We start from the raw sequence: 21,904 nt of genomic DNA on the forward strand, positions 1-21,904 counted from the left end.
CAAAAACAGAAAGGGTGATAGATTTGCGTAGATTATTGAAGACGCCCCTCAAGAAGAAAGCTTTATTAAGTGTCATGATGGCAGCTTGTATTTCTTCCGGCTTTACCGGCATGACAACCCTCTTCCCGTTGAATACGGCACATGCGGCAGCAGCGATTACTTACACGGGATCCGCCCCAGCCCCGGCTCATAACCTGGCCTTATGGTACCGGCAGCCGGCAACGGATTGGGAAACACAAGCGCTACCAATTGGGAACGGTTACATGGGTGGGATGGTTTTTGGCGGTGTGGAACAGGAACATCTTCAGTTTAACGAAAAGACGTTATGGACCGGTGGACCGCGTTCCAAAGCTGGGGGCGGAAGAGACGGCAACCGGGATGGTGCTGCTGATCATTTAGAGGACGTCCGGCAGAAATTGGCGAGCGGGGATGTAGCTGGAGCCTCGTCCATTGCCGAACAATTTTTGACGGGCACGTTGAATGATTATCCGCAATTCGGTAATTATCAAAATTTCGGCGATATTTATTTTGACTTTGCGCTGCCAGCCTCTGTAACGGTGTCCGACTATCGGCGAGAGCTCGATCTCGAAGATGGCATTGCACGTGTGACATACAAGCAGAACGGAATTGACTATACGCGTGAGTATTTTATGAGCTATCCGGATAACGTGATGGCGATGCGGCTTACGAGCAGTCAACCGAATCAATTGAACTTTGATGTCAAGGTTACAAGTCCACAAACGTCACCTTCTATTACAGCAATAGGCAACACGCTGACCCTTAGCGGTAAGCTATCCGAAAATGGAATGGCGTACGAATCCCAGTTCCGTGTTCAATCGGATGACGGAACCGTTACGGCTGGCAGCGGAAAATTGACGGTTGCAGGGGCAAGTTCTGTGACCATTCTCATGTCGGCAGCGACGGATTATGCTAACCATTATCCCGATTATGCGGGAACGGATCCGCACCTAACCGTAAACAATACGCTGGCAGCAGCTTCAGCCAAAACGTATGAAGCGCTGCGGACGCGGCATTTGGCTGATTATCAGTCGCTTTTTAAGCGGGTATCCTTGAATCTGAATGATCAGATTGCAACGATACCGACGGATCAACTGTTAGCCAGTTACAGAAGCACTCGCACCAGTGCGCTAGAGTCACTCTTTTTCCAATACGGCAGGTATTTGCTAATCGCTTCGTCTCGAGAGGGATCGCTTCCAGCCAATCTGCAAGGTGTCTGGAACAATTCCACCACACCGCCATGGGGAGCGGATTATCACACCAATATTAATCTTGAGATGAACTATTGGCCTTCGGAAGTAACGAATTTAAGCGAGACAGCTATCCCTTATGTTGAATTTATTGATTCCTTGCGGGCGCCAGGCCGGGTTACAGCCCAGAAGCATCACGGAGTAACCGGTTCCGGATGGACGATCCATACTTTTACAAGCGTTTTCGGCTATACAGCGCCAGGCTGGGATATCAGCAATTGGGGATGGCAGCCGGCGGCGGGGGCGTTCCTTTCCCAACAGCTGTGGGAGAAATATTTGTTTACGGGCGATAAGACCTACTTGCAGAATAAGCTGTACCCCATTATGAAAGAAGCAGCCGAATTTTGGACAAAAACGCTTGTTACGGATAAAGATGGCACATTGGTCTCTACGCCAGGGGTTTCGCCTGAGCATGGGACGTTAAGTATCGGGGACTCCTACGATCAAGAACTCGTTTGGCAATTATTTACGAATTGCATCGAGGCGAGCAATGTGCTTGGAATGGATGCGGATTTCCGAAATGAGCTCATGGATAAACGGAGCAGACTTTCGATGCCCAAAATCGGGAAATACGGCCAAGTGCAGGAGTGGAAAGAAGATATCGATGATCCAAACGATCAACACCGCCATATCTCTCATCTTGTAGGCTTATATCCCGGCAATCTGATCAATAATGTGACAACGCCTGATCTATTTAATGCAGCGAAAGTAACATTGATACAGCGCGGAGATGAAGCAACGGGTTGGAGCCGGGCGAACAAATTGAATTTGTGGGCTCGTATGCAGGATGGCAATCATGCTATGAAAATATTGCAAGGACAGCTTGATGCGAACACGAATACCAATTTGTTCGATACACACCCGCCCTTCCAAATAGATGGTAATTTTGGGGCAACGTCAGGCATTGCGGAAATGCTTTTGCAGAGTCATACAGGAAGTATCGATTTGCTGCCGGCTCTACCCATGGCTTGGTCCAAAGGGGATGTGAAGGGCTTGAAGGCAAGGGGCAATTTTGACGTGGATATGAGCTGGGACGGTACGATTTTGAAGAGCGCTTCGATTACTTCTTTACAAGGAAATGTCGCTAAATTAAAGAGTAAGACTTTTACGCATACCGGGCAGTATCAAGTTTTAAAAGGGGACAATACACCAGTCAGTTACACTGTTAGCGGTGATATGATTACGTTCAATACCGAAGTTGGGCAAAAGTACGTCATTATTTCCAGTGTAACACCACCGCCACTGCCACCGTCGAAAGTGGAATCCCCTGCGCATACGGAGACCAGTGTTGATCTGAAATGGACGGCTCCGAGCAGCGGTGCTAACATTGCGGGCTATGTTGTTGACGTCTATCAAGGTGCGAATAAAGTGAAAAGCATCGAGGTGGCGGCTGCTAGCACGAGCCTTCAAGTAACTGGACTTAGCGAGAAACAGTTATACCGTTTCGTTGTATGGTCCAAAGATGCGAATGGGACATTATCTGCCACGAGTGCGGAAACGACGGCCTATACCTTTGTAGGCGATGTTTATTTGCAAAATTTTGATAGCGGAGAGGTTGGAGGATGGAAGAAGACGTCAACGACGGGAAGCGCCACGTTCAGCGTTGAGAATAATGCTTTGAAAGTTGCCTCTGCCCCTGTAGCTATTATGGTGGACGATAACTCGCCTGTGTATAAAGATGCTGATTTGGCCATGAAGTTGAAGGTTCAGACAGGAACGGGCAGAGTCGGGATACTGTTCCGATACAACGATGTGAACAACTACGCCGGTGTTATCTATGACTTGGGCAAGTGGCTGTGGTATTACGTGAAAGACGGTACTGAGCATTATGGTGATCTGTCTTCAGTCGCGATTACGAATGGCCAAACCTATGACGTCAAAGTGAGCTTTGTTGATTCGGATATGAAGTTATGGATCGATGGTCAACTGGCCGGTTCCGCGACCGTCGGAGATATTCTCAATGTCCCCGGAAAAATAGGTCTGAGAACGTGGTTCGATAATAAAGTGCTGTTCATTGATGACATCACGTATACGAACACAAGGCCGACCTCCGATATCTCAGTAACAGGCGTTACGTTGGATAAATCGGCTGTTGTACTTAGAGAGAATGAGACGGTGCAGTTAACCGCCACGATTCAGCCTGCGAATGCGACCAATCCAAACATCAGCTGGGCAAGCAGCAATCCATTGGTCGCCAAAGTTGAGGTTGTCGGCGGCAAAGCAGTTGTTACAGGACTGAAAGAGGGCGCAGCCGAAATTACGGCAACATCTGCGGATGGAGGCTTCCGGGCGACAGCTCAGGTGACTGTTACAAAGGCTAGTGGTGTCGTTCCATCGATAAAAGTCGATGATCGCGATGCAGCTGTTGTCTACACGGGTTCGTGGAATAATTACAGCGATGGTGGGGACTACAGTGGTACTGAGAAATACAGCAACACAGCAGGTGACTCTGCGCAGTTTACGTTTACCGGCACCTCCATTCAGTTGATTAGCATGAAACAGAGGAATATGGGAAATGTCGATGTGTATTTGGACGGCGTGCTGGTTCAAGCGGATATCGATTGTTACGCGCCTAGTACGATCAAACAGGTTGTTCTCTACAGCAAGACAGGGCTTGTGGCAGGGCAGCATACGATTAAAGTTGTCGTCAAAGGGACAAAAAGCGCGCAAGCTGTGGATAAAATTGGCGCCATCGATGCTTTTGAATACACGCCTGCCATAGCAGCGCCAAATGTAACAGCTGATGACACGAACGATGTCATTGTTGGCGCAGATGAAAACATGGAATACTCGGTAGACGGTGGGCTGAGTTACACTTCGTATCATGCTGATCGAATCCCGATATTTAGCGGAAATCAAACCGTATTGGTTCGCGTTGCAGCGAATGAAACAAATGCAGCAGGTTTGACGATATCGCTTGCGTTTACAGCGAATCCAATCGAATTGGCAGCTTCTTTGACAGGCCCGGGCTCAGTTGCAGCAGGAGATTCATTTACAGCAGCGTATGGACTGACTCATGCAGGAGAGGTGTATGCGCAGGATGTAACGATTACGTATAATCCTGAGCTTGTGACTTTCCTTTCAGCAGAATCTATCAAAGATGGTTTGGTCATTGTCAAAAAAGCAGAAAAGCCTGGCCAGATTCGCTTTATTACAGCAAGTACAGGTGCAAATTCGGCTAATGCGAATGGTGATATGCTACAGCTGCATTGGAAAGCCCAAGCGATTTTACATGCGCAAAGTGCAAATTTCACGCTATCTAACCTGAAAATTGCAAATGGTGAAGGCGTAGAAACTTCCGTGCCTGATAGCTCCCTAAATATTCAAATTACCGTTAATTCAATCGTAGGCGACTTGAACGGAGACAGCAAAGTTTCGATCGGAGACTTAGCTATGGTAGCCGCAGCTTATGGAAAAACCGAAGCAGATGCGGATTGGAATCTATACAAATCAGCGGATATTAATCATGATAAAAAAGTAGATATTGATGATCTTGTGGCAGTAGCTGCCAAAATTTTGAAATAATCACCGAGGCTATCCTCTCCTCATGGGAGGGTAGCCTGGTTCAAAAAACATCAAAACTAAAGCAAAAAAGATCATTTGTATGCGCTTGCAAAGAAAGTATGATTAAGGCATGCCAAAGGTGTTACATCGCGCCTTCAATGATACATGTCGTATCATGTCGGAATTACGCGAAAGTTTGGGAAACAGGGGAACCTAATCAGGGAGGGTGAATGGTTGTATGAAGTCCAGTAGTCGCAAGTTGAAAAAAAGCGTTACAGTTTCTTTAGCTTTACTTACAGCTTTGCAAATGTATGCCGTAGTCCCGGGAGGTACAGTATTAGCTGCCGATGGGGATGCTTATTTCCAGGACTACAATAACGGACAGGTTGGCGGTTGGAAGAAAGCCTCGGGCAACGCGACTTTTAGCGTAGTCAACAATATGCTCAAAGTTGTTACATCCGGGGTAACGTTGATGGTGGATGATAATTCGCCCTCCTATCAGAACGCCGAGCTGGAAACAAAGCTGAAGGTCGAGAGCGGGCAAGGCCGTTATGGCTTTTTGTTCCGGTATGTTGATGTGAATAACTTTGCTGGTGTTGTTTTTGATAACGGGAGTTGGCTCTACTATTACTTGAAAAACGGTACGGAATACTATGGCACGATCGCTTCCAAAGCTATGTCTACCAACCAAACTTATGATATTAAACTGAGATATGTGGACTCGGATATTATTTTATGGATCGATGGAGAAAAAATTGCCTCCGCAACCGTTGGAGATATGCCCTCTGCTCCAGGTAAAATCGGCATGAGAACTTGGTTCGATAGTAAAACGATGTACCTTGATGATACGAAGGTAACCCCTTATACGAAGCCAACACCGCCTAAGCCGGACCCGAATGCCGTTAATTTTGTATCAGAATCGGGTACGCTGAAAGCCGAGTTGGATAGTACATTTCCGCGTGTAGACAACTATGTATGGAAAGCAACCGGCGCTGTCATGAACGGCCAGAAAAATTATCTTTACGCTGTGAAAATCAATGGAGAAGAGTATTGGCCGAAGACGACGGCGGAAAAAGTGGGCAACAGCGTGATCTACACGATGAATGTGGAAGAGCTGGCTGTCCAAATGAAAGTGAAAATGGAAGTGGTGGACAATACACTGGATATGAAGTTCACCGACATTCAAGAAACCGGTTCGACGAAAGTGAAAACCATTGAATTCCCGAACCATAGTTTAGTCTCTGTATCTTCGACACAGCCGAAAGCACAGGAGACGGCAGCGTGGTTCACCGGTGAGTGGAATAAAGTATTTGAAGAATACAACGACCTGAAAAACGGAGCGCAAAACTTGAATCCAAGCGGCCGTACTTTTGGCTTCGTCAATTCCGATAAACTGGCGGCTACGATTGTCAATAATGTCATTAATGGCAACGATAAAGTTCGTTCTAGTGTATCGGATGGAGCACCTGGCGAGAAAGTTGCTGCACTAGCTAACGGCGCTTGGACGTACCGTGAAAGCATGGTTGCACCGGCACCGGAAGAGCTGCCATGGTCGAAAGTCATTATTACGCCGGATGCGAATAATGACGGAGTTCTTGATTGGCAAGACGGCGCCATCGTGTACCGCAGCCATTCCGATATGCCTTACGGAAGCGACATGATTAAAAATAATATCTCGTGGATTAGCATGAACATCGCAACAACAGGTATGCCATTTCTGCGTTCGCTGGACCATGCCAAGAAAATTGCCCATCTGACTGACGAGTTCGGCCAAATTGTCCTGCAGAAAGGTTATCAAGCGGAAGGACACGACGATTCGCACCCGGATTATGGCGGGCATATCGGTATTCGCCAAGGCGGGAAGGATGATTTCAACTACTTCCTGACGGAAGGCAAGAAGTATAACATCAAAGGCGGCGTGCACATTAACGCCACGGAGTACCATTTGGATGCATTCCAAACGAAAATGGCGAACATGATTGCACCGCTGAGCAAAGGCTGGGGCTGGCTCGATCAAGCGTATTATGTTGACCAACGCAAAGACATTGAGTCCGGTGAATTGAAACGTCGCTTGGATATGTTGAAAGCAGATACAGGCGATAATTTGGACTTCGTGTATGTCGATGTTTATACAGGCGCAGGCTGGAACGCGAAGAAGCTGGCCGATTATATTAACGGCAACGGCTGGATGCTCGGCACGGAATTTGCAGGCCCATTGCAAGAACAAGCCTCATGGGTTCACTGGGGAACAGATCCAGGGTATCCGAATCAAGGCGATGACAGTAAAATTGTCAGGTTCATTCGCAATACGAATGTGGACGGCTTCATGAGCGATGCGCTTTTGAAAGGCAACAAGCAGTCCGGCATCGGTTATTGGCAGCCTAACTCCCAATTCTACAGCTATCAAGAAGTGACGAAAACGTTCTTTAACCAGAACTTACCGACGAAGTACATGCAGCATTTCCCAATTATGAAAATGACGAATGATCGCGTCGATTTTGCAGGCAACGTATCGGTAACACGTGCTGGAGACGGGAAAATTCATCTGACGAAAGACGGCAATGATATCGCGATTATGACGGATTCCACCGATATTAGTAACAGCACGATCTTTATCCCTTGGGATCCGGTGAAAGAAGATAAGATTTACCACTGGAATCCAGCTGGCGGCAGCACAACATGGAAGGTTCCTGCATCATGGAGCGGTGTACAGACTGCGAAGCTGTATAAGCTTACGGATACAGATCGTCAATTTATCGGGGACGTGAACGTATCGAACGGGCAAGTGACGCTGAGCGCCGAGTCCAATGTCGGTTATGTGCTGTACAAGACAGCAGCGCCGCAAGAGGCGGAGACGATCTGGGGCGATGGCAGTCCGGTCAAAGATCCGGGATTTGACAGTCATAAGTGGGAAACTTGGAGTAAATCGTCTTCCGCTGGAACAACGGATCATATCAGCTTCAAGAAAAACAGCAACGCTGACGATTATTTGGAAGTAAAAGGGCCTGAAGATGCGAAAGTAGAGCAGGTTATTACAGGACTTGAGCCAGGCAAAACCTACAGCGCATCCGTCTGGGTGAACGTATACGGAGCGGATCGCAAGTCGTCGATTAGTGTGAAACAAGGCGACAATGAAGTTTCCAACTACTTGGAAGATACGAAACTGAAATATTTTGCTCCACAGCACAAATATTACAATACGAATTTCCAACGTGTAAAAGTAAACTTTGATGCAGTAAGCGATAAAGCAACACTTGCACTGAATGTAGCGCCAGGTGCTGGAACGGTATCTTTCGACGATGTACGGATTTGGGAGAATCCGGGGAAAACAGATCAAGCAGGCGCTGTTCTGAACGAAGATTTCGAGAATGTCGATGAAGCTTGGGGGCCTTTTGTTTATGGAAAGGCAGGCAATGTGCAGACGCATATGGTGGAAAAAGGCGAAAATCAAGTGAAATCCTATGTGTTGGATGGCAGCTTCTCGTTGAAAACAAATGAAGGTGGAGCAGGCGAATGGCTGCGTACACTGCCGCAAACCCTGCGTCTCGACACGAATGAAAAGTACCATTTGACGATGCAGGCCAAGGCGGATGTGGCTAATCAGTTCACAGTTGCCGTTCGTGTGAATGATAACGGCACAGCGAGAGATCTGGCCACCAAAACGTTGCCAGCGGGAGCAAGTACAGTTGACTTGACGTTCACGACAGACAATGCCAAAAATGCTTACCTCGCTATCCTGAAGGGAGCAGATAACAGCAGTGCCGAGCTCGGAGGCCAGCTTGTTGTAGATAACATCCGAGTGACAGATGAGACCGTACATGCAGTGACAGGCGTAGTGCTCGACAAAACGGATGTTTCTATCGCTGAAGGCGGCACCGTGGAATTGAAGGCGATGGTGCAGCCGGAGAATGCGACGAACAAGAATGTGACTTGGTCCAGCAGCGATGAATCGATTGCGAAGGTTGAAATTGTCGGAGGCAAAACAATCGTAACTGGCCTAAAAACAGGTACTGCAGGCATTACAGCGACAACAGCTGACGGCAATTTCCATGCGACAGCACAAGTTACCGTCACGAAAGTAGTGAGTGTACCAGCAACTACGTTGATCGCACCTAGCTCTGTTCAAACGGGGCAAACATTTACGGTAGGTCTGAGTTTATCCAATGTTACCGAAGCAGTTTACGCTCAGGATTTAACGATAAGCTACGATACTTCGCTAATGGAACTTGTTTCAGCGAAGCCTGCTCAATTGGGTATCAGCTTGGTGTCCAAATCAGAAACAACACCAGGCAAAGTTCGCTTCATCGTTGCGAGTGAAGGAGCGGGTCATGCAATCAGCGGCAGCGGCGATGTGCTGGAGCTGACTTTTAAAGCGAAAGACATCACGCAGCCGGCAACAGCTCGGTTGGCCGTTGAATCGGCGGTGCTCGGGGATGCAACGGGACACGAGACGAGCGCAACGCTTGGATCGGCGAACGTCTCCATCACAATTCCTGCTCCAGGCACGCCGGGCGATATCAATGGCGACAACAAAGTGTCGATTGGCGACCTTGCCATGATCGCAGCCAACTATGGAAAAGATTGGAATATCCCGGATTGGTTGCTTGTGAAGAAAGCCGATGTTACTGGAGATAACAAAATTGATCTAGACGATCTTGTGAAAGTGGCTAGTCAGATTATCCAATAGCTAACATCAAATACCGTCAGGATGGAACTTCATCCTGGCGGTATTTGTTTGCGCAACCTGTTCGCTGGCGAGCAACTGGAATTCCTACAATTAAAAATAGCGCGGATTAGGGCTTTGAAGAAATACCTGGAAAATGTGCAGTTATTTCAGTCGATTCGCTTCATTTCTAACGAAACTTGAGGAATTAGATAGATAATTTCCATTTATTGGTTGAAGTGTAGCAGAAATGAACAGATTAGATGTACTTTTTCCCGTTATGGGTTAAGTGATGGGTGTTGATGACGGGATGAGAGGGTGATGAGTGGTAAATGGTGTGACGGGATGAGATGGTGATAAGTGATAAATGGTGTGATGAAGTGGGTGATGGTAATAAGTGATAAATAGTGTGATGGGATGAGAGAGGGGGATGAGTGATAAATGGTGTGACAGGATGGGGGTAGGTGGTTTGTGATAAATGTATTTGGGAAGAGGTGACGAAGGGGCGTTTGAGTAGCAAAGTTGAAGTCTAATTCAAATTCGAAGGCCTACGTTGCATTTTATACAACGTAATGGCATGATCTGACCGCGAATGCGTTCTTTCGTTGCACAATATACAACCATTTGTTGCGAAAAGGTAAGATGTAAGCGGTTTAGTGCTTAAATGGTTGCATAAAGTGCAATATAGAGGCGCGCTGAAGCCCAATTACAGCCAAATGATTGCACAAAGTACAACTAGAATGCTGTTGCAGTCGCAACTTAGTAATGAATCAATAGTGATGATTGATATGCGGAATTACCTGATCGCGAATGCAGCCTTTCTTAGTGGGCTACGGAATGATACGACACGGACGTAGTTGTAGAGGAATTGCAGGGCGCTATACTAGCGCAAATAGCCATTTGAGCAAATCAAAGGGAACGCTGGTACCCTATTTTGGCTTTATGAGCAGTGAATGGGCACATTTCTCTGAAATAAGATCCTGTAGTTCCCATTCAGCTGAGGGACCCCCGATTTATAGCTAAATAGCGACCTATAGTTCCCTCTGATGCTAGTCCCAGCTTTTTAGCCATATTCGGTAGCACTCGGTCAAAACAATCAGCTACCTCCTTCTTATATAATACGTCATATATAATTCGATTCCATCAAATACCGCATCATTAGCCTCTTTTTATCCAAATAAACAAATATATATTGTGCATTATATATACATGTGTTACATTTATGACGTACTAATTGAAATGAGGGGGATGGAGATGCGAGTTGGACTCAGCGGTACTGGAAGAATTGGAAGGCTCGTCTTGAGAAAAGCGTTGACTGGTTCGCAGCAGGATTTCCAAATAGCAGTAGTAAACTCAACTTGTCCCATTCATGTATTAGCCCATTTGTTGAAGTACGATTCCGTGCATGGCACTTGGGACGCCAGAATCGAGGTTACTCCGGATAATGTGTTGATCATTAACGGACAATCCATTCGCGTTGTTTGCGAAAGAGAGCCGGATCTACTGCCTTGGAGAGAAATAGGCGTTGACATGGTTGTCGATGCCACGGGGAAGTTTAACCATCGGCATGGAGCTGAACGCCATTTATTCGCAGGTGCCAAGAAAGTTCTGATTACGGCACCCGGAACAAATATGGATTTGACGATGGTCATGGGGGTCAATGAAGGGATGTACGATCCTTTGCAGCATCACTTGATTTCCGCGGCTTCTTGTACTACGAACTGTATTGCGCCTATTTTGCACATCTTAGATCAGGCATTTCAGGTCAAAATGGGATGGATGACAACGGTGCATGCCTTCACGAATGATCAGAACCATTTGGACAATCCGCATAAAGATTTACGCCGTGCCCGATCTTGCACGAACGCCATTATCCCGACTTCCACCGGGGTGGGGAAAGCGCTGGCTGATGTTTTGCCGCAGCTTGCTGAACAGATTCAAGGAGTTTCGGTTCGTGTGCCGACACAAGATGTTTCGCTGCTGGATCTTCAAGTGGCGGTTGGGCGCAACGTGCAAATCGAGGAAGTAAAATTAGCCATGAAACAGGCAATTGCCGGCCCAATGCGAGAATTTGTAGACTACAATGAGCTGCCACTTGTATCCGCGGATTACATCGGCAATGAAAAATCCGCTATTATAGATGGTCTTACTATTATGACGAAAGATAATCAAATTAAGCTTTTAGCTTGGTATGACAATGAATGGGGCTATGCTAGTCGAGTCGTAGACGCAGTAACCTATATCTCTCGTGCAGAAAGCACGCTGGAAAAGGAGGGAACGTCATGTCTCATACAATCAGTGTAACAATAGAAGCGGGAGTAGCTGCCCAGCCAAACGAACTTGGCCTCATTATTTGTAAATCCTGTAACGAAATACTTGCAACACTGCCTACGGATGGCTACAAAAAGTTTTATGTGGTTTGCCAAGCATGCGCACGTAAAGAAAACAATAAGGAGGCATCCGAATGACGACGCAGAAACAGGTGGTCCCCTTTCAGGAGGGAGACGCCTCAATGATAGCTCTTCTTGGCGGAAAGGGGGCCAATCTAGCGGAAATGACGCGCGCCGGCCTTCCCGTTCCACCTGGCTTCACCATCACGACGGAAGCATGCTTGGCCTTTTTTGAAAAGGGAAATCGGCTTTCGGACTCACTGCTTGAACAAGTCGAAGCTTCGCTTAATCAGCTGGAGAAACAGAAAAATCAAACGTTCGGTGATGCAGACAATCCGCTGCTTGTTTCTGTGCGTTCCGGTTCGGTCAGCTCGATGCCGGGTATGATGGATACGATACTGAATTTAGGCTTGAATGATAAAACCGTCCGAGGGTTGGCTGCGCTTACAAATAACGAAAAATTTGCTTACGACTGTTACCGGCGCTTGTTACAAATGTTTGGCAGCGTTGTGCTTGGCATAGAGTCCGGCCATTTCGAAAGCTTGCTGCATCGCATGAAAGAAAAGGAGGGAGTTCATCAGGATCAGGATGTGACAGCTAATGGGTGGAAAGAGCTCATTGAGGCGTATAAGGCTTGCATTTTGAGTAAAACGGGCCGAGCCTTCCCGCAAAATGTTTATGAGCAGTTGAAGCTGGCGATTGAAGCTGTTTTCAAATCGTGGAACAATACCAGGGCTCAAATTTACCGGAAACTGAATCGGATTCCGGATGAGCAGGGAACGGCCGTCAATGTGCAGAGCATGGTTTTTGGCAATATGGGGGAGAACTCAGGCACAGGTGTTGTTTTTACGAGAAATCCGTCTACGGGAGAACATATTTTTTTTGGTGAATATTTAATGAATGCGCAAGGGGAGGATGTCGTCGCCGGGATCCGCACACCGCTGGTTATTTCCGCACTTCAAGAGGAAATGCCTGCTATTTATGAGCAGCTTCTTGACGCCTCCAAGCAGCTTGAGAAGCATTACAAGGATATGCAGGATATCGAATTTACGGTGGAAAATAATAAGTTGTACCTGCTTCAGACGCGAAGCGGCAAAAGGAACGCCCAGGCTGCTCTAAAAATCGCTGTAGATTTGGTCCGTGAAGGTGTATTGACCAAGCAGGATGCCGTCAGCCGCATTGAAGTGCTGCATCTGGATCAGCTGCTCCATAGAGGGATTGATGAAGCGGCGGCCACCGATGTATTGGCGCTGGGACTTCCGGCTTCACCTGGTGCAGCGGTTGGTCAGCTCGTTTTTGAGGCCGATACGGCGGAAGAATGGGTGCGTGCCGGCAGGGCGGTTATCCTGGCCAGAACGGAAACGACGCCGGAGGATATTCATGGCGTGATCGCTGCGGAGGGTGTGTTTACAAGCCGAGGCGGAATGACAAGCCACGCGGCGGTAGTCGCCAGAGGGATGGGGAAGCCGTGCGTATGCGGCTGTGAAGAGGTGCGAATCGTGCCGGAAGAGAAGCGCATGTTTGTGCGGAACAGGCTCCTGGAAGAAGGGGAATGGGTCACTTTGGACGGTGCGACCGGTCGTGTTATTGCAGGGGCTATGCCTTTGCTCGAGGCTCGAATGACGGAGGAGCTGCTCATTATGCTGAAATGGGCGGATGAGATTCGTACGCTGAAGGTGTTTGCGAATGCGGATAATCCGCACGATGCCGGTATCGCAAGACAGCTTGGCGCAGAGGGAATTGGCTTATGCCGAACGGAGCATATGTTTTTCTCCCCGGCTCGTCTGCCAGTTGTTCAGCGCATGATCCTTGCAGAAGACAAGGAAGCGCGCTTGAAGGCGCTTGCCCAACTGCTTCCGATGCAGCAGTCGGATTTTGAGGGGATTTTCGAGCAGATGGATGGCCTGCCGGTAACGATTCGCCTGCTGGATCCGCCGCTGCATGAGTTTCTGCCTAACCTCGATGAGTTGCAAAAAAGGCATGCTCAACTGACATACGAAGGCGAAGGATCCATCAAGGAAAGAGAGGAAGTCGCATCCTTGCTCCGGAAAGTGCAAGCGCTGCATGAAGCGAACCCGATGCTGGGACAGCGGGGCTGCCGGTTAGGTATTGTCTATCCGGAAATCTACGATATGCAGATTGAGGCCATTTTCCGCGCAGCCTCCACATGTATTGACGCAGGTGTCCGGGTGCATCCGGAAATCATGATCCCGCTCGTCGGCCATGCCAACGAATTAAAGATCTTAAGAGAACTCGTTGACTTCGTGGCGCAGCAAGTACTGGGGAAAGATAAACTACGCGAGTGTCCTTACCAAGTAGGAACGATGATTGAGGTACCGCGGGCTGCATTAACGGCACGCCAGATTGCCGCACATGCCGATTTCTTCTCATTCGGCACGAATGATTTGACGCAAATGACGTTTGGCTATAGCCGTGACGATGCGGAAGGGAAGTTTCTGACCCACTATGTCAATAACAAGCTGCTGCCGCATAATCCATTTCAAGTGCTAGACACCGAAGGCGTTGGTCAATTAATTGAACTAGCGGTAAATGTAGGACGATTAGTGAAGCCGTCATTAAAAACAGGCATTTGCGGGGAGCATGGCGGAGACAGGGAATCAATTCTTTTCTGTCACCGAATCGGATTGGATTATGTAAGCTGTTCGCCTTACCGGATTCCTTTGGCTCGGATAGCCGCCGCTCAAGCGTTTCTTCTATATGGGGAGCCCGGAGCAAGTGATGTCGCACAGGCGATTTGATATACGAAACAAAAAAAGGACCTTCCTTTGTAGATAAATCTACTTGGGAAGGTCTCTTTTTAATTACTTCGTAAGTTTAAATTGTTTCATTAGGCTAGCGATTGTGTCTTGGTTCAGGTTCAATGCGCTCATATGACCAGTTAAAATTCCTTCAATTTGAGACACAAGTCCACGAAGTGCTGCCAAGTTTGCGGAGATCGTTTCAGGAGTCGGATTTGTTACATTAAGTTGTGCTACGAATTGACGTACGGCATCAAGAACTGCAGGAATGACTGTTCCAGGAAGAACGTTTGTACCGGAAAGATTCGTGATTTGATTAAGAACGTTTTGGATGTCTGTCATTGTGTTTTCACCTAAGTTCAATTTGCCAATTTCGGCTTGAAGCTGGTTCAGCCATTGGGAGCTTGTCGGGCTATCCATGTTTGCGTCCATAGCGGCTTGGAGTTCACCAAGTTTTTGTAAAACGGCGCCAACAGGACCTTCTGTCACTCCACCTGGAAGTTGTTTAAGCATTTCTTCAATTTTCTGTAAAAGTTGACTCATTTGCTATCCCTCCTCTCTAGTATCTATGTTATGTAAGTTTTCGCAGATGTGATTGGATGATAGCTTAATATTTTTATTTTCATAGATTAGATTTTTGCCGCTTTCGGGTTTGCTCTAGCGATCATACGATATTTTGATATGAAAAACATTCGATAGAGTCTGTTTCTCTATCAAGATGATCGAATGGGAGGAGGGACAAACATGCCAGATCACCGGATTCGGATTAACGCCGACTTCTGGAAGGGCAAGAACGTATTTGTCACAGGTCATACAGGGTTCAAAGGAACTTGGCTCAGCTTATGGTTGCAAGGCATGGGAGCTAACGTGACCGGATATTCCTTACAGCCGCCGACGGAGCCGAGTTTGTTTGAGCTTTGCCGAATGAAGGACATGGTCTCGTCTTACATCGCTGATATTCGAGACATGACGGCGTTATCTGAAGCCATTGTAGAAGCAGCTCCGGATATCGTTTTTCACTTGGCGGCTCAACCGCTTGTTCGAGCTTCCTATTTAAATCCCATAGAAAGCTATGAGATTAATACGATGGGAACCATTCATTTACTAGAAGCTGTGCGTCAAGCTAAGAGAAACAATGTGCCAATCAAGGCGGTCATCCATGTTTCAACGGATAAGGTGTATTCGCAATTGGATGAGGAGAGAGGATACCGTGAAACAGACCGTTTAGGCGGCGGCGATCCTTATTCGAACAGCAAAGCTTTAACGGAATTGATCGTAACCAGCTATCGACAAATTTATGAAAAGGAAGAACGAGCATGGAGCATGCCGGTTGCGCTTGCGTCGGTGAGAGCCGGCAACGTGATTGGCGGCGGAGATTGGGCCGAAGATCGGCTGATTCCCGATTGCTTCAGGGCTATTCTTCAAGATGAGCCGGTTAAGCTTCGATATCCGCAAGCCGTTCGTCCTTGGCAGCATGTCCTTGAGCCGCTTCACGGTTACTTGCTTCTGGCCCAACACATCTATGATGATAAGCAGCATGCCGAGGCGTGGAATTTTGGTCCTAATGAGGAAGATACAGTCTCAGTGGAGCAAGTCGTAAGCAGCTTATGCCAGAAATGGGGAAATCAAGCGGCCTATCTAATTGATTCGGCGGAGCATCCGCATGAAGCGCCTGTTTTGCGATTAGATTGCACGAAATCACGCCATTTGCTAGGGTGGTCACCTCGCTGGAATCTCGATATGGCGATTACTAAATCGATTGAATGGGTCAAAGCCTATGACCAGTCGGGAGATTGCAGGGAGATTTGCCGCAAACAAATACAGGAATATGTAGAGGGAAGTGAATCGCATGATCATTAAACCCGGCAATCTCCAGGGCATTTATGACATTACGTTAGCTCCCAATACGGATCACCGGGGTTATTTTACCCGACTCTATGATGTAAATATCATGATGGCGCATGGTCTTCACCGCAATTGGGTGCAAGAAAACCGCTCTTTTTCCAAACAAAAAGGCACGATTCGGGGGCTGCATTTTCAACACGAGCCTCATGCAGAAACGAAACTTATATGGGTTAGCAAAGGATCCATCCTGGATGTGTTTGTTGATGTACGGCAAGACTCCCCCACCTTTGGCTGCTATGAAAGCAGAGTATTAACGGAGGAAAATTTTGCAATGGTTTATATTTCTCCCGGTTTTGCGCATGGTTTTTGTACCTTATCGGACAATTGCGAGGTTGTTTATAAGGTAGACAATGTCTATTCACCGGCGCATGAAGGTGGGATTTTGTGGAAAGATGCTTCGCTTCAAATTCCTTGGCCTGTCGATCAGCCGATTATGTCGGCGAAAGATCAGGTGCTTCCAACATTAGATACTTTGAAAAGGAGAGATTGAGATGAATCCACTTGTTAGCATTCTAATTCCAACCTATAACAGGCCTCATTATTTCGAATTAGCGCTGCAGAGTGCTTTTAACCAAACGTATGACAATATTGAAATAATCGTTAGCGATAACAGCGACAACAATCAGACACAGCTGATCGTCCAGAAATATCAAGCGATGCCTGGCGGTGCTAAGATCAAATATTTTAAAAACCCTCAAAACTTGGGTCCGATTGCGAATCAGCAGCAATGTTTAAATTTGGCAACTGGCGAGTTTATTAACTATCTCATGGACGATGACTTGTTTCACCTGCAAAAGATAGAAAAAATGATGGCTTATTTTATCCAATATCCAGATGTCTCTTTGGTCACTTCCCAACGAAGAGTCATTACGTCGACAGGGAAACAAATGTATGTACCGCCTTTTGGAACATTCAAACAGCTGTACCCCCGGGACACGATTGTCGATGGGCGTGTACTGACCAAAAAGCTGCTCGAAGATAAAACGAACTATTTAGGCGAGCCAACGACGGTTCTGTTTCGAAGAAAAGACCTGCTCGAGCCCTTTGGTATGCTAATGGGGAAACAGGTCTATTTTGCCGTGGATTTGGCGAGCTGGCTGAATCTGTTAACCAGAGGGAAAGGCGTATACATGGTCCAGCCGCTTAGCTATTTGCGTTATCACTCGCAGCAGTTGTCGCAGCATGAGATGGCGAAAGAAGTTGCCAAAATGGATATTGAGACTTTTAAATATTTCGCCGTCAACCAAGGTTATGCGACACCGCAACAGATCAAAGATTTTGAGAAGCAGCAAGGGAAGAAGAAACAGTCTAACAATCAGAATACGAACCAACAGACACTTAAACAAATCAATCAGAAACTGCTTCAAGGTGGGGACAAGAAAACGAACCAAAAGTCGAACCAAAAGTCGAACCAAAAGTCGATTCAATCATTCAATTCTAAAGATTTTCAAAAAACAATCAATAAATTGATCAAACAAACGAATGTGAAAAAGAAAGGGTGATTCATCGGTGAAATCGATTCTACGGGAGTATAAACAAGCGGGAAGCGAGCAAATTTCATCGTATTGTTTGCCCATCATTGTCGACGGCAAGGTACTTGGACAGCTTAGGCCGCTAACGATAGAATCCATTGAAAATGAAGACGTCATTAAAGCGTTAATGGAATGGAGGGTTGCCGCCGGCCAGTGGTTTGCCACACAATTCCCTGCGAATGAGGAAGGCACAAGGGCATGGGCGCAACATCAGATTCTGGAAGTGGATGACCGGATTTTATTTATTCTGGAGGATGAAGCGCAGACGCCAATCGGCCAAATTGGGTTAATGCATTATGATGAAGTGGCCCATACATGTGAGTATGATAATTTGCTAAGAGGACGTAAAGGACGTTATGGCAACATTGTTATGCATGCGCTACTTACTTTAGGTGCGTGGAGTTTGCGCGAACTAGGTTTGCAGAAAGGATATCTGAATGTACTTTCAGATAATGCCCGCGCGATTCATATTTATGAGAATTTAGGAGCTGTAGAAGTGAAGCGGACACCACTGCGCAAAGAAGTAGAGGGCGATGTAATCCGCTGGGTCCCTGCTGAAGGTCAATTCACAGGTGAGCCTGAACGGGAAATGGTCACGATGGTCGTTACCCGGGAAGCTTTTATGAGCAGATTCGGTAAAATGATTGAGCTTGAAAGCGGGGAGGGAAAATCGTGGATATAAGGCTGTTCAAGCCATCTGTTGGCAATGACGAATTGGAAAGCATTCAGCAAGTATTCAATAAAGCATGGCTTGGGCTTGGTCCTCGGGTAGGCGAGTTTGAGAAAAAATGGAGCGACTATATCGGCAGCGCGGAGTCGGTAGGCGTCAATTCCTGCACGGCGGCGCTGCACCTCGCTCTATCTGCCTTCAAATTCCCCCAAGGTAAAAAGGTGCTGGTTCCAGTCGTCACTTTTGCGGCAACGGCAATGGCCGTTCTGTACAATGGGCTGGTTCCGGTGTTTGTGGATGTGGATGAAACGACCTTTGGCATAAGTATGGAAGATTTGGAGCGCAAATATGATTCGGATTGCGTTGCGGTCATTCCCGTTCATTTTATGGGTCATCCTGTCCCCATGGACCAGTTGATGCCGTGGGCTAGGGCGCGCGGCTTGAAGGTTATTGAGGATACGGCGCACTCGGCCGGAGGGAAATATTTGGGTAAAGCCCTGGGAACTTGGGGTGATATCGGATGCTTCAGTTTTGAGGAGAAAAAGTGTATGACAACCGGTGATGGCGGGATGATTTCGTCGAACGATCCAGAGCTGCTGCGGCCTTTGCGCCATTCACGTTGGGTAGGAATCAACAAAGATACATGGGAACGTTACGAGGAAAATGCCTCGTATCATGCGGATGCCAACAGCTGGTATTATGAAATATCCGATATTGGCTACAAATATAATATGAACGATCTCATGGCCTCTATTGGCCTTGTTCAATTGGCTAAGCTCGATACGATGAACCGCCGAAGAGAAGAGATCATTCGTCAGTACGTCGACGGACTTGCGGGCAGCAACCTTGTCCAGCCGGCAATCCCCTATAATTTGAACGACTCCTCGTATTGGGCATTTGTTGTTCGTGTGAAGGAGAGAGAACAATTTATTTTGCATATGAAGAAAAAAGGGGTGTCGACCGGTGTGCATTACATGCCGCTGACGATGCATCCGCTTTTTGTTCCTTATAAGGCGGAAACACCGATGGCGGATTCGCTTTGGCGCGAGCTCGTTACTCTCCCATTGTTCCCTGACTTGACGGATGAAGAGGTCGCGTATGTCCTTGAGAGCGTGGCATCGTATACTCCTTAAGGGGCAGTGGTAGGGTGAACCCTAAAGCTAGCTATTAGCGTGAAAATAGACCGAATGCCTATGACTAGTGCAGGAGCGGTCTATTTTTTTGTATAAGCCGGCATTCGTCTGCGCATACAAAAAAGACCTGCATCACAGCAGGTCTTCATGCGTGTTCCTCCAGAGGCGGAAGAATCTCCCAATATCGCAAACGTCAATTGGTACTAAGCTGGTTTCCTTTGAGCTTCGAGTTGTTGTGTGAGTTTCTTCAGATCTTCGGCGAGCGAGGAAAGCTTTTTGGATTTCTCACTGACAACCGCCAGTTGATGCACTCTATCCAATAATTCATCCAAATATAAACCATGTGTGGCTTCATTCCAATTTGAAAAATTGTTCAGTACTATTTTTCCCAACCTGTTAATGATTTTGACTAACGTGGATGAGTCGTCAAAGATTCGCTGCTTTTTTGCCAATAGCGTAACGTCGATCCAATCGCACTGGCATCCCATTTTCGACAATAGTGTGTTGGTTAATTGCGTAGGATGTTTGCGAAATGAGCTCAAGGGTTCTTCAAGAAATACGGCATCCTTCTTTACAAGCAAAGCGATCCAGGAGGCAACATCGACGTTGTTATGCGCTTGTTTACCGCCAAAGGTACCAAAAGGCTCAAGTAGATCCGCTTTTCTGAAAAGCACCGTTGTCGGCTCGCCAATGTAGTTTTTGGAGTCGGTCAGCATCCGTTGGATCAAGGTTTGCCCGTTGATGACAGGTTTTTTCAGGGTTGACAGCTTGAAAGGGGGAGTTGTGGATATTCGGACCGGTTCCCCGGAATGATCAATAATTTGCTTCAGCGAGGTGACGAGTCCTATTTTAGGGTTGCCAGTCAGATAGGGAAGCATACGCTCGATTTTTCTTGGATGGAGCAAGTCGTCATCCATTAAGTAGTTGATATACTCGCCTTTTGCGAGTCGGAAGCACTTCTGCTGGTTGGCTGTAGGACCGATGTTTGCTTTGTTTCTTACGTACTTGATTTTGCTGCCGTTCGGTGAGGTCAAGTACGAATTCACCACTTGCTCCGTTGCATCATTTTGGCTATTATCGCAAATGATAATTTCAATATGGGGATAAGTTTGGTTTAGTGCGCTGACTAACGCTTGCTCCAGATACTGTGGACGATCAAAGGTTGGCAACAAAATACTGACAAGTGGTGTCATCGTACTCCTCCTTTTTCACCGGTCTTGGCTGGTGCAGCAGTGAATTACCAAATTTTCCACGGAGCTTGTCCTGAATCCCAGAGTTTCTGCAATTGCTGTTGATCGCGAAGCGTGTCCATGGCGTACCAGAAGTCAGCATGTTTATATGCATGCAATTGCCCTGATGCAGCTAACTGCTCCAAGGGTTTCTTCTCAAAATGGGTGGGGTCACCATCAATATAATCGAAAACCTGAGGCTGTAAGACGAAGAATCCGCCGTTTACCCAGCCGCCTTCACCTTTCGGCTTCTCTTGAAATTTAGTAATTTCCGTGCCATTTCCAAAAATAAGTGAACCAAACCTAGCCGTAGGCTGAACCGCTGTCAGTGTGGCAAATTTACCGTGATTCTGATGAAACTTCACGACTTCGGGAATGTTCACATTGGTCAATCCATCTCCGTACGTTAAGAGAAATGGCTCATCGCCAATATATTTCTGAATTCGCTTAATACGTCCGCCCGTCATCGTCTCATCGCCTGTGTGCACGAGAGTAATTTTCCATGGTTCTACTGGCGATGAAAGATACTGAGTGGTATTCTTTTGCAGGTCAACCGTTATATCAGATGCATGCAAGAGATAGTTGACAAAAAAGTCTTTAATGACATGCCCTTTATAACCTAGGCAAATAATAAACTCATTATATCCATAAAATGAGTAGATCTTCATAATATGCCACAGAATGGGCTTATCACCGATGAGGATCATCGGTTTAGGTTTGGAATGGGTTTCTTCACGAAATCTGGTGCCAAGTCCGCCAGCTAGAATTACGACTTTCATCCTCATTCCTCCTTTCTATGTTTCTAAAAACTAGCTTGCTATATCATATGTAAATCTCGTTGAAATGACAGA

13 protein-coding genes are annotated in these 21,904 nt (G+C 47.0%); 10 read left to right on the top strand and 3 right to left on the bottom strand.

Features of this window, described 5'->3' with window-relative positions; all coding sequences use genetic code 11:
* The first annotated feature begins 23 nt into the window (after positions 1-23).
* From RQP52_RS01150 to ppdK, 5 genes are all read left to right on the top strand, one after another.
* On the top strand, positions 24-4,793 hold the full coding sequence (locus RQP52_RS01150; protein WP_315948944.1) for a DUF4073 domain-containing protein: 4,770 nt from the start codon (positions 24-26) through the stop codon (positions 4,791-4,793).
* Positions 4,794-5,010: 217 nt separating this feature from the next.
* Complete coding sequence (locus tag RQP52_RS01155; protein WP_315948945.1) at positions 5,011-9,459, top strand: endo-alpha-N-acetylgalactosaminidase family protein; 4,449 nt, start codon at positions 5,011-5,013, stop codon at positions 9,457-9,459.
* Positions 9,460-10,683: 1,224 nt separating this feature from the next.
* Entirely contained in the window at positions 10,684-11,739 is a 1,056-nt protein-coding gene (gene gap / locus RQP52_RS01160) for a type I glyceraldehyde-3-phosphate dehydrogenase (protein ID WP_315948946.1), read from the top strand.
* Positions 11,718-11,903 carry a GapA-binding peptide SR1P gene (locus RQP52_RS01165; protein ID WP_315948948.1) on the top strand — a complete coding sequence of 62 codons (186 nt, stop codon included), beginning with the start codon at positions 11,718-11,720 and terminating at the stop codon, positions 11,901-11,903. The genes gap and RQP52_RS01165 overlap by 22 nt, the downstream gene beginning before the upstream one ends.
* Positions 11,900-14,584 (top strand): pyruvate, phosphate dikinase, encoded by a 2,685-nt coding sequence (gene ppdK, locus RQP52_RS01170; protein ID WP_315948950.1) that lies wholly within the window; start codon positions 11,900-11,902, stop codon positions 14,582-14,584. The genes RQP52_RS01165 and ppdK overlap by 4 nt, the downstream gene beginning before the upstream one ends.
* Positions 14,585-14,647: 63 nt before the next feature.
* Here the strand turns inward: ppdK and RQP52_RS01175 are convergent, their stop codons facing one another.
* Entirely contained in the window at positions 14,648-15,127 is a 480-nt protein-coding gene (locus RQP52_RS01175; protein WP_315948952.1) for a hypothetical protein, read from the bottom strand.
* A gap of 201 nt (positions 15,128-15,328) precedes the next feature.
* On the opposite strand from RQP52_RS01175, the gene rfbG reads away from it, so the two are divergent.
* The 5 genes from rfbG to RQP52_RS01200 are packed head-to-tail and all read left to right on the top strand — an operon-like array spanning position 15,329 to position 19,824.
* The gene (rfbG, locus tag RQP52_RS01180) at positions 15,329-16,444 is read left to right on the top strand and encodes a CDP-glucose 4,6-dehydratase (protein WP_315948954.1); all 1,116 of its coding nucleotides are present in this window, start codon (positions 15,329-15,331) and stop codon (positions 16,442-16,444) included.
* Positions 16,434-16,979, top strand: a complete 546-nt coding sequence (rfbC, locus tag RQP52_RS01185) for a dTDP-4-dehydrorhamnose 3,5-epimerase (protein ID WP_315948956.1) — start codon at positions 16,434-16,436, stop codon at positions 16,977-16,979. Before rfbG ends, rfbC begins: the two co-directional genes overlap by 11 nt.
* A 1-nt stretch (position 16,980) precedes the next feature.
* The gene (locus RQP52_RS01190) at positions 16,981-17,991 is read left to right on the top strand and encodes a glycosyltransferase family 2 protein (RefSeq protein WP_315948958.1); all 1,011 of its coding nucleotides are present in this window, start codon (positions 16,981-16,983) and stop codon (positions 17,989-17,991) included.
* Between the two features lie 7 nt (positions 17,992-17,998).
* Positions 17,999-18,703 carry a GNAT family N-acetyltransferase gene (locus tag RQP52_RS01195; RefSeq protein ID WP_315948959.1) on the top strand — a complete coding sequence of 235 codons (705 nt, stop codon included), beginning with the start codon at positions 17,999-18,001 and terminating at the stop codon, positions 18,701-18,703.
* Positions 18,694-19,824: a DegT/DnrJ/EryC1/StrS family aminotransferase gene (locus RQP52_RS01200; protein ID WP_315948960.1), complete on the top strand. Its 1,131-nt coding sequence runs from the start codon at positions 18,694-18,696 to the stop codon at positions 19,822-19,824. The genes RQP52_RS01195 and RQP52_RS01200 overlap by 10 nt, the downstream gene beginning before the upstream one ends.
* A 203-nt stretch (positions 19,825-20,027) precedes the next feature.
* Here the strand turns inward: RQP52_RS01200 and RQP52_RS01205 are convergent, their stop codons facing one another.
* A complete protein-coding gene (locus RQP52_RS01205) occupies positions 20,028-21,017 on the bottom strand; it encodes a glycosyltransferase family 2 protein (protein WP_315948961.1) in 990 nt (329 codons plus the stop codon).
* Between the two features lie 44 nt (positions 21,018-21,061).
* A complete protein-coding gene (gene rfbF / locus RQP52_RS01210; RefSeq protein WP_315948962.1) occupies positions 21,062-21,832 on the bottom strand; it encodes a glucose-1-phosphate cytidylyltransferase in 771 nt (256 codons plus the stop codon).
* Between the last annotated feature and the right edge of the window lie 72 nt (positions 21,833-21,904).

It is taken from the genome of Paenibacillus violae, from assembly GCF_032461945.1.
Classification (GTDB): Bacteria; Bacillota; Bacilli; order Paenibacillales; family NBRC-103111; genus Paenibacillus_E; species Paenibacillus_E violae.